General features: G+C 45.7%; 15 protein-coding genes. 14 read left to right on the forward strand and 1 reads right to left on the reverse strand.

The genetic code is table 11. The features are described from left to right. Positions 1–137: 137 nt before the first annotated feature. The 12 genes from AC0YNT_RS07365 (at position 138) to AC0YNT_RS07420 (ending at position 10,057) form a co-directional block, all read left to right on the forward strand. Positions 138–2,360: a heavy metal translocating P-type ATPase gene (locus AC0YNT_RS07365; protein ID WP_475803972.1), complete on the forward strand. Its 2,223-nt coding sequence runs from the start codon at positions 138–140 to the stop codon at positions 2,358–2,360. A 99-nt stretch (positions 2,361–2,459) separates the two neighbouring features. Further along, positions 2,460–3,176: a YebC/PmpR family DNA-binding transcriptional regulator gene (locus AC0YNT_RS07370; RefSeq protein WP_475803973.1), complete on the forward strand. Its 717-nt coding sequence runs from the start codon at positions 2,460–2,462 to the stop codon at positions 3,174–3,176. Between the two features lie 194 nt (positions 3,177–3,370). After that, positions 3,371–4,309 (forward strand): aldo/keto reductase family protein, encoded by a 939-nt coding sequence (locus tag AC0YNT_RS07375; RefSeq protein WP_475803974.1) that lies wholly within the window; start codon positions 3,371–3,373, stop codon positions 4,307–4,309. Positions 4,310–4,340: 31 nt separating this feature from the next. Beyond that, positions 4,341–5,189 (forward strand): NAD-dependent epimerase/dehydratase family protein, encoded by an 849-nt coding sequence (locus AC0YNT_RS07380; protein WP_167274246.1) that lies wholly within the window; start codon positions 4,341–4,343, stop codon positions 5,187–5,189. A gap of 177 nt (positions 5,190–5,366) precedes the next feature. After that, positions 5,367–5,948, forward strand: a complete 582-nt coding sequence (locus AC0YNT_RS07385; RefSeq protein WP_475803975.1) for an RNA polymerase sigma factor — start codon at positions 5,367–5,369, stop codon at positions 5,946–5,948. Continuing rightward, a complete protein-coding gene (locus AC0YNT_RS07390; protein ID WP_475803976.1) occupies positions 5,917–6,906 on the forward strand; it encodes a hypothetical protein in 990 nt (329 codons plus the stop codon). Before AC0YNT_RS07385 ends, AC0YNT_RS07390 begins: the two co-directional genes overlap by 32 nt. A 133-nt stretch (positions 6,907–7,039) precedes the next feature. After that, positions 7,040–7,942, forward strand: a complete 903-nt coding sequence (locus AC0YNT_RS07395) for a DMT family transporter (RefSeq protein WP_475803977.1) — start codon at positions 7,040–7,042, stop codon at positions 7,940–7,942. A 23-nt stretch (positions 7,943–7,965) separates the two neighbouring features. Further along, a complete protein-coding gene (locus AC0YNT_RS07400) occupies positions 7,966–8,163 on the forward strand; it encodes a helix-hairpin-helix domain-containing protein (protein WP_475803978.1) in 198 nt (65 codons plus the stop codon). Positions 8,164–8,303: 140 nt separating this feature from the next. Further along, positions 8,304–8,471 (forward strand): hypothetical protein, encoded by a 168-nt coding sequence (locus AC0YNT_RS07405; RefSeq protein ID WP_167274264.1) that lies wholly within the window; start codon positions 8,304–8,306, stop codon positions 8,469–8,471. Positions 8,472–8,561: 90 nt separating this feature from the next. Beyond that, positions 8,562–9,356, forward strand: a complete 795-nt coding sequence (locus AC0YNT_RS07410; RefSeq protein WP_475803979.1) for a hypothetical protein — start codon at positions 8,562–8,564, stop codon at positions 9,354–9,356. Positions 9,357–9,371: 15 nt separating this feature from the next. Then, positions 9,372–9,533 carry a hypothetical protein gene (locus tag AC0YNT_RS07415; RefSeq protein ID WP_167274271.1) on the forward strand — a complete coding sequence of 54 codons (162 nt, stop codon included), beginning with the start codon at positions 9,372–9,374 and terminating at the stop codon, positions 9,531–9,533. Between the two features lie 74 nt (positions 9,534–9,607). Then, complete coding sequence (locus tag AC0YNT_RS07420) at positions 9,608–10,057, forward strand: VanZ family protein (protein ID WP_475803980.1); 450 nt, start codon at positions 9,608–9,610, stop codon at positions 10,055–10,057. Between the two features lie 47 nt (positions 10,058–10,104). On the opposite strand, the gene AC0YNT_RS07425 is transcribed toward AC0YNT_RS07420, so the two are convergent. Further along, positions 10,105–10,686: a TetR/AcrR family transcriptional regulator gene (locus AC0YNT_RS07425; RefSeq protein ID WP_475803981.1), complete on the reverse strand. Its 582-nt coding sequence runs from the start codon at positions 10,684–10,686 to the stop codon at positions 10,105–10,107. Between the two features lie 251 nt (positions 10,687–10,937). Between AC0YNT_RS07425 and AC0YNT_RS07430 the strand changes: the two genes are divergently transcribed. Both AC0YNT_RS07430 and AC0YNT_RS07435 read left to right on the forward strand, forming a co-directional pair. After that, a complete protein-coding gene (locus AC0YNT_RS07430; protein ID WP_475803982.1) occupies positions 10,938–12,413 on the forward strand; it encodes a DHA2 family efflux MFS transporter permease subunit in 1,476 nt (491 codons plus the stop codon). Between the two features lie 158 nt (positions 12,414–12,571). Further along, positions 12,572–12,847 carry a chorismate mutase gene (locus tag AC0YNT_RS07435; protein ID WP_167274285.1) on the forward strand — a complete coding sequence of 92 codons (276 nt, stop codon included), beginning with the start codon at positions 12,572–12,574 and terminating at the stop codon, positions 12,845–12,847. Positions 12,848–12,886 lie beyond the last annotated feature (39 nt).

The raw sequence follows: 12,886 nt of genomic DNA on the forward strand, positions 1-12,886 counted from the left end.
TTGTCAGGCAGGTTTTTTTATGGAAGCGGGAGCACTCTGGTATACCCCCTACAGGTATTTTTAATGATTGACATATATACGGGTGGGGGGTATACTGAAGCCAATCAGATGATACATTTAGAAATGGATGTGAGAGTATGCCTCCCGTACAATCGAGTGATCAAACTACTTTAGATATAACCGGTATGACCTGTGCTGCCTGTGCGAACCGTATTGAGAAAGGGCTCAATAGATTACCCGGCATTACCTCTGCTACGGTCAACTTCGCGATGGAAACCGCTAGAGTCGAATACGCACCAGGTGAAGTTACGATTGAAGATATAGAGCGGAAAGTCGAACAGCTTGGTTACGCTGCTGTTGAACGGATTGAACGAAATGCAGACGAGCGACAGCCAGATCGTACCGCTCAAATTCGCAAGTTAATCTTTTCTGCGTTGTTGTCTCTGCCTCTAATCTGGAGTATGGTGGGGCACTTCTCCTTTACCTCATGGATGTATGTTCCGGAGCTGTTCATGAATCCTTGGTTTCAGCTAATCCTTGCAACCCCGGTACAACTGTACATTGGCGGTTCGTTCTATGTCAGCGCCTATAAGGCACTGCGGAACGGTGGAGCTAACATGGATGTCCTAATTGCGTTAGGCACGTCGGCCGCCTACTTCTACAGTGTGTATGCAACAATCAAATGGGCAGCAGACGGTGCGTCCATGCATCATGCGCCAGAGCTGTATTTCGAGACCAGCGCCATCCTGATAACGCTTGTACTGCTTGGGAAGCTATTCGAGACACTAGCGAAAGGACGTACTTCCGAAGCGATCAAGTCACTTATGGGGCTTCGTGCAAAGACAGCAACCGTTATTAGAGAAGATCAGGAGATCAGCGTACCCGTAGAGCAAGTATTAAAAGGCGATATCGTTATTGTTCGTCCCGGTGAGAAGATTCCGGTTGATGGGATCGTGGTAGAAGGAAACTCTGCAGTAGACGAAGCGATGCTGACGGGAGAAAGCCTGCCGGTTGAGAAGAAGGCTGGTGAACCGGTGATCGGAGCGACGATTAACGGTAATGGTGTATTGAAGGTCCAAGCGACAAAGGTTGGGGCAGAGACGGCTCTTGCTCAGATCATTCGGGTCGTGGAGGAAGCGCAAGGCTCCAAAGCTCAAATTCAACGGGTCGCAGATGTGATCTCAGGAATCTTTGTCCCTATTGTGACAGGTATAGCGGTTGTCGCTTTCCTGGTTTGGCTGATCTTCATCGAGCCTGGTGATGTGACGTCCGCACTTGAGACAGCTATAGCTATCTTGGTGATTGCCTGCCCATGTGCGCTTGGTTTGGCAACTCCTACCTCGATTATGGCTGGATCAGGCCGTGCAGCTGAGTTAGGTATATTGTTCAAAGGCGGAGAACATCTCGAGCAAACGCATAAGGTGAATGTGATCCTCTTGGATAAGACAGGTACGGTGACGAACGGTAAACCTTCCCTGACCGATATTGTTGTAGAAGGCTGGGAAGAAGAGCAGTTCCTTCATCTTGTCGGCAGTGCCGAGCAGATGTCGGAGCATCCATTAGCGGTAGCCATTACAGATGGGATACGGGAGAGGGGTATCACGCTTACGTCAGTGGATTCGTTCGAAGCGCTGCCGGGCTATGGCATTCGAGCTGTCGTGGAAGGAAAATCCTTGTTAATTGGTACCCGCCGACTGCTGGAAGAGAGCAATATTCTCGCCGATCAAGCTTACTCCAATATGGCTGATCTCGAAGAAGTAGGAAAAACAGCGATGCTTGTTGCTATCAATGGCCAATATGCAGGAATTCTCGCGGCTGCCGACACAATCAAAGACAGCTCTGTATCTGCGGTAAAACGATTGAAGGAGCTTGGGCTTCAGGTCATTATGGTAACTGGTGACAATAAGCGGACTGCTCAAGCTATCGCGAAGCAGGCAGGAATTGATCAAGTGCTGGCAGAAGTATTGCCGGAAGGCAAGGCAGCAGAAGTGAAAAGGCTGCAGCAGCAAGGACATATTGTAGCCATGGTTGGAGACGGCATTAATGATGCGCCGGCACTCGCAACCGCTCATATCGGCATCGCGATAGGGACAGGTACGGATGTGGCGATGGAAGCAGCAGATGTGACATTAATGCGAGGAGATCTGGAGAGTATTCCAGATGCGATCTATATAAGCCGAATGACGATGCGGAATATTAAGCAAAATCTTTTCTGGGCGCTGGGTTATAACACGCTTGGTATCCCAATTGCAGCAATTGGACTGCTTGCTCCATGGGTAGCGGGGGCAGCGATGGCACTCAGCTCGGTTTCCGTCGTCTTGAACGCCTTGCGGCTGCAAAAGCTCCAGGTAAGGAAATAAGGGATAGCTGATCAAACACCACAATTGGATTAGGAGTTGTCCAATACAACCAAAAGCCGTTATAATAAGCTTATAGAAAATTGAAGAAAGTGGTGCAGCATGGGTCGTAAGTGGAATAATATCAAAGAGAAAAAAGCTTCGAAAGATGCGAATACTAGCCGTATTTATGCGAAATTTGGTCTTGAAATTTATGTAGCAGCGAAGAAAGGCGAGCCAAATCCGGAGTCCAATGGCGCTCTGAAGTTCGTCCTTGAACGCGCGAAGACGTATAACGTTCCGAAAGCGATTATTGACCGCGCCATTGAGAAAGCAAAAGGCGGCTCGGATGAGCAATATTTCGAGCTTCGTTATGAAGGTTTTGGTCCAGCTGGTTCGATGATTATTGTCGACGCTCTGACAAACAACGTAAACCGTACAGCTCCTGAAGTACGTTCCGCTTTCAACAAAGCTGGCGGTAACATGGGTGTTAGCGGATCGGTAGCTTATATGTTCGATCAAACGGCTGTTATCGGTGTGGAAGGCAAGTCTTTGGATGATGTACTGGAATTGATGCTGGAAGCTGATGTTGATGTTCGCGATATCGTAGAAGAAGACGAGACTATCATGGTCTACGCAGCACCTGATCAATTTAACGCCGTACAAGAAGCATTCAAGACCGCTGGTATTACGGAATTTGTTGTTGCCGAAGTAACAATGCTAGCACAAAACTTCGTAACACTTCCGGAAGACGCAGTAGCTTCCTTCGAGAAGCTGATTGATGCTCTTGAAGATTTGGAAGACGTTCAACAGGTTTATCATAACGTTGAATTTGAATAGGTAATAAGAGATGACGGTCGCCAATTTGGCGGCCGTTTTTTTGTTGCTGCTAGATTAATAAATAGGTATATCCAAGTATAGTAGGTAACCTCAAACACATCTAATGAAAAACATTTCAGTTCTTTTCATCCTTCTAGAAGTCCTTTAGAATGAGGTTGGCTTCATAACTTACAGTTGAATGGAGGAACAATACAATGAAATATCGGAAACTTGGCGGTACAGGTCTGAAAGTGAGTGAAATCAGCTTAGGCAGCTGGCTTACATATGGTGGTTATGTGGAACGTGAGAATGCGGTTAACGCGATTCGCACAGCTTATGATCTTGGAATTAACTTTTTCGATACAGCAAATGTGTACGAGCGGGGCGGGGCAGAGGTATTAGTCGGAGAAGCGCTCAAAGCTTATCCTCGTGAATCGTATGTGCTTGCAACTAAAGTATTCTGGCCGATGGGTGAAGGTCCCAATGACCGCGGCTTGTCCCGTAAGCATGTGATCGAGCAGGCGAATGCAAGCCTCAAGCGTCTTGGTCATGATTATATCGATATTTTCTACTGTCATCGTCATGACCCAGAGACACCGCTGCATGAAACATTGCGTGCTATGGACGATCTCGTTCGTTCAGGCAAAGTGCTGTATTTGGGTGTAAGTGAATGGCAGGCTTCGCAAATCGCGGAAGCACTTGGTGTAGCAGATCGATATCTGCTTGACCGTATTGTTGTTAACCAACCGATCTATAATATGTTTGAGCGTTATATTGAGAAGGAGATCATTCCGCTCAGCGAGCGTTCCGGTATCGGTCAAGTTGTGTTCTCGCCACTTGCACAAGGTCTCTTGACGGGTAAATATACTTCAACAACAGAATTCCCGGCTGACAGCCGTGCTTCCAAGATTGATTGGATGGGCAAAGGCATCACTGAGGAGAAAATTAACAAAGTACGCCAGCTTGAAGCGATTGCAGCTGAGCTTGAGATCAGTGTGGGCAACTTGGCACTTGCGTGGATTCTCCGCCAGCCGAACGTAGCGAGCGCACTAGTTGGCGCAAGTCGTCCGGAGCAAGTGACCGAGAATGCGAAAGCATCCGGCATTACGCTTAGTGAAGACGTACTTAACCAAATCGAAACAATTCTGAAATAAATCAGGAATTGATCTGAAGGAGCTAGAAGGAATGGCTAAAGTTGTAGTAACCGGTGGCAGCGGGATGCTTGGGCGCTGGATCGTCAAGCATTTTGTCGAACAGGGATATGAAGTATTAAACGTAGATACCCGACATCCGGAAGAAGCGATCTGCAATACGCTCATCGTTAATCTCGAGGACTTGGGTCAGACCTATGGTGCACTTGCAGGGGCTGATGCAGTGGTCCATATGGCTGCGATTCCAAGAGCAGGAATGGTACCGCCAGAGGTTACTTTCCGCAACAATGTCATGGCGACTTATAATGTGCTTGAGGCAGCGGCTGGTCTGGGTATTCAAAAGGTCGTTATCGCTTCCAGCGAATCTTCCTACGGGATCTGCTTCGCAGAGCATCCGTTTGGCCCGCAATATGTACCGATGGATGAAGCTCATCCACAGCTGCCACAGGATAGCTACGGCTTATCCAAAATCGTTAATGAAGCAACGGCTGACATGTTCCACCGCCGTACTGGCATGCAGGTCGTATCGCTGAGGCTCGGCAATGTCATTCCACCGGAATGGTATGAGCGCTTCCCTTCGTTTATTCATAAACCAGAGGAGCGGGAGCGCATCTTGTGGAGCTATATCGATACCCGTGATGTTGCTGAAGCGTGTGAACTTGCCATCAAAGCTGAAGGGCTTGGCTCAGTAGCTATCAACCTTGCTAACGATGAATCGAGTATGGATATGACGAGCCGTGAGCTGATGGCAGCTCGTTACCCGGAAGTGACCGATTTCCGCGCACCACTGGAAGGGTACGAATCACTTCTGAATAGTGATAAAGCAAAGAAACTGCTGGGCTGGCAGCCGAAGTATTTCTGGCGTGAGCAGCTTGGAAAATAAGTAATGAAATGATCGATCAAAGGGCCCTTATCGCATTGCGATAAGGGCCCTTTGAATTTTGCACTTATCGGAATCTCTAAATATGGTAAAATTTATGAGTTATATTTGAAGGGGATGTCACATAATGGACTTTGTTGTTGTTATACAGGTAATTAAAGAGAGAAGAAAGGAGAGTTTATGGAATCTATCCAACAGGAGTTTGCCGAGAGAATCGAAGAATGGGTTGAGGAAGTGCAGAATGGAGATTCGGAGCAATATCGGCCGATTGTGCTGCATTTTCAGAGGAGAATACATCTGTATTGCTTCCATATGCTGGGGAATCCGTCAGAAGCAGAGGATGCGGTACAAGAGGTTTTTCTGAAAGCCTACACCTCTATAGCCACTTATAAACCAACCATATCGTTTTCTGCCTGGCTATATCGGATCGCTCATAATCATTGCCTGAATCTAATTAAGCAACGTAAGAAGCGGCTGCAGCTGTATAACATTATTGTGCGCCTGCAGGTTCATGAGCCTGCCAGCCATGCGGCTAATCTTGCAGAGGAAATACTCGATAGCCTGTCGGTCCATGATCGTCAATTCGTAATTTTGAAAGTCATTGAGGAACGAAGCTTTGCGGAAATCTCGGAGATTACAGGGGATAAAGAGGCGACATTGCGCAAACAATTCGAGCGCCTGCGTAAAAAAATCGTACGATCCTCAGATTGGAATAAGAAGGAGCTGCTAGATGAAAAACAAACGATTTGTACGGAGAGCTGATTCTATTGAACAAATTCACGCCGCTGTCCGTCACCCTGTGGAGATTGATTTCTCTGAGCGAATCATGCAGAAAATTACTGCTCATCATGTATCTGAGCCGGCTGCGCTGTCCACGCATCGAAAGTATAAGCCTAATCGAGTAACCTTATTAGTTTCTATTATCGCAATAAGCTTCGTTGTATTAAGTGGATTCATGTATGCAGCAGTCTCATCAGGGTGGGTCACTCTTAAAGATAAGCAAGGTAACGTTACGCTGACGGTAGAATCGAACTTGCAGAGTCCAGTAGATGAGGAATCTGTAACTCAAATGAAGCTTTCGGAGCGAATTATAAAATTACTCAAACCAGGCGAATCTGCAGTCATTGCATTCGGGGAAGATGCAGGGACAGTTGAGCGCACAGGACTGCCCATTTATACTTCATTGACGTCAAAGCCATTTATCTACAACTCAGTGAGAGAGATCTCATCTGCTTTTATGGAAGAAGTAAATATCATCGCGCCGCCGATTCAAACCATCGGGAAAACTGTTTTAACAAATATAAAATTACAAACCCTTCACGATTCATATTTGCCAAAGAAAGAGAAATGGATCTACGGTAAGGATGAAGCAACCGGATATCCTTACGCTTATCAAAAGATTGAAACACCAATCCATATTTCTGGAGTTATATATGAGTATTCAAATAAGAAGGCAGCTACGTATCAAGTATGGCTTGACAGAGAGGACTTACGATCGGTATCCGTCGATAACCCGTCATCCTCCAATGTTATTACTATCGCAGGGCATGAGATGTACAGGAACTCTATGACGAATCCGAGACAGGAGTCCATCTTTTGGTCCTCACAGGGACAAGTGGGGAGTGACCGCTATAATTACATGGTAAACAGCAGCGATGCATCAGATAAGGAACTAAGATCATTCACAAAGGCTTTTATTAAAGCATACCAGTTGAAATAAAGAGAATCTGGCTGTACCGTATTTGATCGGTGCAGCCAGTTTTTTTGTATAGACGCAATTCCCAGTGGAGGAGTATACTTTATTAGCTTACATAATTGAACAAACTTATGGACATAAGAAGGTGCAGCTGCTTGTGAGTTATGTGTATTTATTCCTGGCAACATTAGCTTGGAGCTTTGTTGGGGTCTTAGTTAAGACAGCATCAACGATGGTAGACAGTTCGATCATCACGTTATGCCGGTTTTTCTTTGGTGTTGTGGTGCTAGCTATCTATCTGCTTATGAAGGATGGCCGGATTCAATTCCGTGCCCGTATGAAATGGCTATGGTTCGGAGCGGCTGGCAAATCAGCGAACTATGTGTTTGAGAATATCGCCCTCATGATCGGCTATTCCTATGGCAATATTCTTGTGCAACCGGTGCAGACAGTCGTGCTCTTGATTTCGGGAAGCGTTATCTTCAAAGAAAAAGTGACAAAGGCTGGATGGCTGTCGGCTGCTTTATGCGTCATCGGCGTTATTGTTGTTGGGTGGAACGGTGTTCCTCTGAATGAGCTGCTGGGCAGCAGTGGATTAACAACATTACTCTTCACCTTGGCAGGTATTGGGGCGGCTATTCATGTCTTAAGTCAACGGATGCTGGTGAAGACGATGGACAATGGGAACATGAACTTCTCGGTCTTCTTATTGGCAACCTTGATGGTATCCATCCCTGTGCCATTCCAGACTCATGGATTTACAGGCCCAATTACATTTGGGGCATGGGGAGCGCTAATTCTCTTAGGGATTATTACAGGACTTAGCTTCTTCTGGTTCGCTGAAGCGATGAAGCGAGTGCCGTTTGCGGTCGTGGCCATTGTGGGCAACAGCTCGGTATTATTCTCCATCCTTTGGGCGTATATTTTCTTCCGTGATCCGATTACAAGCTATATCATTGTAGGTACACTAATCTTCGTAGCAGGCTTCCTGCTTCTTAACTTCTCAGGCCCTAAGAAGAAACCGGTGAAGCAAGAAAGCAGCGCTGAAGCAGCGTTATAACCTGTTGAATGGAGCGAATAACCATGGAACAAACAAGTGACCTTCCAAGCAAATTGAGCAAACCTGCTATACGGGCATTTAATGGAGCGGGCTATGTTAAGCTTGAACAGTTTGCTGAGCTGACCGAAAAAGAAGTGCTGGAGCTGCATGGCGTAGGGCCAACAGCCATTGTCCTGCTTCGCCAAGCATTAGCAGTCAAAGGCTTATCTTTTCGCAAATAAATAGAAGTGCTAGGGGCAGTGATGATGATATCGCTGCTCTTTTTTTATGAGGAAATATATAAGCAACTGTTTCATAATTTGGATTCCTTCGTTATATATTTGTAAGCATGTGACCATGATGGGTAATGGAGGGATCCTAGATGTTCGGTAGCAGTAAAAAATCGGCTAAGCTCCAGCTTCGCATTGCATCGCAGAAAACGATCCGTACAATATGCGGCCGGGAACTGGTCGAAGCAGAAATTAAGACAAATAAACCGATTCCACCTGCCTCACATGGTACGGTTCGATTACTCGGCAAACAACAATAATGCATCTTTAGCCCCTATTAAAAGGGGCTTTTTGTTGTTGGTAGAAAATCTTTCCATCTAGTATACTGAATGAGGATGGGAGGGGAAACCTTGAAAAAATTCGTACAAGCCGTCTTCCGCACAGTCCCGGGACAGATCATCTTCTGGGTTATCGTTAGTATAATGCTTCCCGCCATTCTCGAGGAGCTCTTTGCTCTTAATGACATGTTGTCAATCCCGCTTAAACATCTAGCCGAATGGAAGGCAGACAGCACCCTTGAGGGCCGTCTGAAATTTATTCTATTATTTATTGTATACGCTTCACCAATTGCAGTAATTGCTGGATTTCTTACTTCCAGGCGTAAATCTGGAGAGACTGCAGTGCCACCATATCGATCACGTAATAATTACGAGAGGCTGATCGCTGATGTGAAGGAAACCGTGAACAGCCGAGAAGCGACTAATCAACTGAAAGCTGAGAAAATCAACCTCTTGTTTGATGCCCTGATTGAGGATGTCTGTCATCTCTTTCAGGTTCAACGGTCAGGTGTGCGAGCGGTGCTCGTCATTAACAATCGGGGCAGACATAAGCTGACAAGCTGGCGGTGGGGACGAACCTGTACGCCGGATCAAGATCGGATGGACTATAAGGCGATTGACAAATTTCTCGAAACCGAGCTTACTTATCCAACTTGGGAGCAGGTGAAAAGCCATTTTGATCATACCGATTCCGACACTCTTCTGTTTATTCGTAATAGTGGGAAGCTTGGGCTTGGCTGCCTGATCGCCATTGAGAATTCGATCGATCTTGAGAAGCATATGCAGGAATGGGAGCATATCGTAAGCCCCTTCACGATGCTGGGACATATGGACAAGCTTGTAAGATTTGTCGTAAACTATACATAGAGGAGGCGATTCCAGATGACCTTATTCGATCGACTATTCGGAAGTAAATCGAAGAAAACACCGGTAAAAATCGTTCGAAAAGTGAAGCACTCGGATAAGCCGGCCTTAACAAATGCCAAGCATGGAACGGTCATATTGCGCGGTAAGATTGAAGATGATTATAACTTGGCGAAATAACGATAAGCCCCTTTGCCGCAGTTCAGGCGGAGAGGGGCTATTTTTATGCGATGATTGTAGGAGGAGGTTACTCTATGAACGCAAATGCTAGGCATTTGCCAAAGCCTGTCTATTTCATTATTCTGGCACTCTTCACCATTTACTGCCTCATCATGATCAAGCTGCTGTTTATCCGAGGTAATAACTTATGGCCGACTTATAATTACAACATCATCCCATTCCATACGATCAAATCGCTGGTATACCACAGGGAATATTATAACACCGATACTTGGGTGAAAAATTTATTCGGAAATATCGTCATGTTCATCCCGCTAGGTGTCTTCATTCCTGCGCTCAATCGCAAGCTGCTTAGGCCAGGTGTTTTTCTATTCGTAATCGTCCTTATTCTGTTTCTTGTTGAATCGATTCAATTAATTACAAGAGTAGGGAGCTTCGATATAGACGATATTATCTTAAACACGCTGGGAGCAATGATAGGTCTGGCATTTCTGAAAAGCATTACACCTCGAGTACCGCGATAAAAAAAACCGCGCCATTGGCACGGTTTTTTTGTTTGTCTACAGTAGTTTTATTTCTTCAGAATCCCTTCGAAGAACACTTGGAAGGAGATCAGTAATTGGTCACCAAAGCTTTCCTCCGACATCCCCATAACCCAAGTAAGCATGACGCCCATATAGATCTGCATCGTAATATGAGCCATCGTCAGAGCAGGAATGGTTGTCGTGAATTCACCCGTCTGCTGGCCTTTCTCAAAGATGGGAACCAGACTATCGATAACAAAGCAGAACCCTTCCTTGCTTTCTTCTATGTTCTGATTGTTGGCCAGCATTCCTTGGATCGACAGGAGAAGCTTGCTGTGATTCACAGCCATTGAGTCACCTAAAGTCTTGACTAAAGCAAGAAAGCGGGGAGCGTATGGGCCAGGTTTATCCTTCAGGTTAATTAATTCATCAATAGCGACTAATTTGTCCAGCTTGCCACGGACTTCTTCTTTGGTTTTGAAATAGTTAAAGAAAGTGCCTTTGGCAACGCCGGCAGCTTCTGTGATTTGAGCGACTGTGGTGGCCTCATAGCCATGTTCGGCAAATAGGCACATCGCCGCTTCAAGTATGCGATTTTTTGTCTCGAGTTTTTTCTCTTCTCGGTTCACAGCCATCATCCTCCGTTATTGCCTACAGTATAGCATATCCATTATGGATTTGGGTCCAAACATTTAATGACCGTAAGTATAATATTTTATTGAATATACTCATTTTAGGTTTAGAATTTATGAATGAAAGGGGTTAAAATCTTTATATTTTAACACAAAAATAAAAATGACCGTCGGTACAAAAATAAGTTGACCGTCGGTCATTTTATCGCTATAATCCGAAGTACATGAATCAGGAATGGAGGATATACATGTCACAAACTGCTCAACACGTTGTACCGGATGCGAGTACGTTCACCATAAGGTCGATTATCGCGCCGCTTATCGCTGTCATCGTCGGATTATTTATGGTTATTCTGGATGGGACCGCCATGAATGTAGCCTTAAGCGGCTTCATGAAGGAGTTCGGGAAGGATTTGTCCGTTGTCCAATGGACAACTACGGGGTACGCTTTAGCTCAAGCTGCTGTCATCCCGCTGGCCGGCTGGTTATCAGACCGATTCGGGGCAAAACGAATTTTCCTGGTGTCGGTCGGAATGTTTACAGCAGGCTCGCTGCTATGTGCTTTTGCTGGTAACATCGAAATGCTCATTTTATTCCGCGTCATTCAAGGGCTTGGCGGGGGAATGGTTATGCCGATTGCCTTCGCGATTATTTACAGACTGAGTCCGCCTGAGAAGGTTGGATCAGTTATGGGGATGCTGGGGATCCCGGTTCTGATTGCTCCGGCATTAGGCCCAGTTGTTGCAGGTGCATTGATTGATTATGCTACTTGGCAATGGATCTTCCTGATCAATATTCCATTTGGTATTATCGGCATCTTGGCTGGTCTGCGCACGTTACCTAACTTTGAACGTCAAACCGTTGGCTCGCTAGATATTCCCGGTATTATTTTTGGCCCTCTTGCCTTTGCCGCTTTATCTTACGGGGTAAGTGAAGGAGGAACGAGCTGGACATCCGTTCAGACATTGACGGGATTAATTGTTGGGGTTGTCGCACTTCTCATTTTTATTATCGTAGAGCTTCGAAGCAAGCATCCGTTATTAGAGCTTCGCGTATTCCGCTCCAGAGATTTCAGTAAAGGTATTATTGTTCAGTGGGTCACACAGATTGCACTAATGGGAACCTTCTTCTTAATTCCGATGCTGCTCATCCAAGTGCAAGGTCATACAGCAATGGAGTCCGGACTTATTATGCTTCCACAGGCAATCGCTTCGGCGATCTTCATGCCAATTGGAGGGCAGTTATTTGACCGGATTGGTGCAAGACCGCTGCTTGTTACAGGTCTTAGCATTGTTGGGATTTCAGCGTACTTCTTATCGAATATTTCCGCTGATGATGGCATGTCGTTGATTCTTATCACATCTGGATTGTTTGGTGTAGGAATGGGACTCTCAATGATGCCGATGAATACGTATTTGATTAAGGCATCGCCGCCAAGTCTTGTTGGGCGAGTGACGTCACTGACCTCTGCTACCCAGCAGGTTATGACCTCCTTTGCAATCGCAGGTCTCAGCACGTATTTGACGACTAAGATTAAGGATCATGCGGAGCCGGGTCAAGCGCCAACGCCAACTGCTTTTTACGATTCGTATGGAGAGACCTTCCTGGTCATTGCTGGTGTTGCCATTATAGGTGCTATTCTTGGATTATTGCTGCGGAAACCGGTCAGATCGCCGGAAGACGAGGGCAAAATTGTAGAAGCACCGATTATGATGGGTCATTAATCATTAATCCGAACGAAATAACCATTTATTTCTGAAATGTTCAGGAATAGATGGTTTTTTTCGTTTACAGACGATCTAATCTTATGTTATCTTCTATATATAATGTTTGCTTTACTGCTATAAAGCGTCTACGCGATATCAGACTACGGAGGGTTCAGATGACAGCATTAGATGAACTGCGATCGGCCATTGATAAGACGGATCAACAGATTGTTGCTTTATTAGCTCAGAGGTTTATCTATACGGAAGCGGTCGGCGAGTACAAAGCGGAGCATCAGCTTACTGCGCAGGATCCTAATCGTGAAACTTTGCAATTCAGGAAGATAGCAGAGATCTCTGAACAGTATGGATTAAAGCCTGATTATGCCCTGGATATTTATCGGAAAATTATGGATATCGTCATTTCGAGACATCAAGAGCTGCACTACAAATAATGCTGTCTAAAGGCACCGCGATTGTAACTTCGGTTACGA

Source organism: Paenibacillus sp. J22R56, assembly GCF_056269375.1.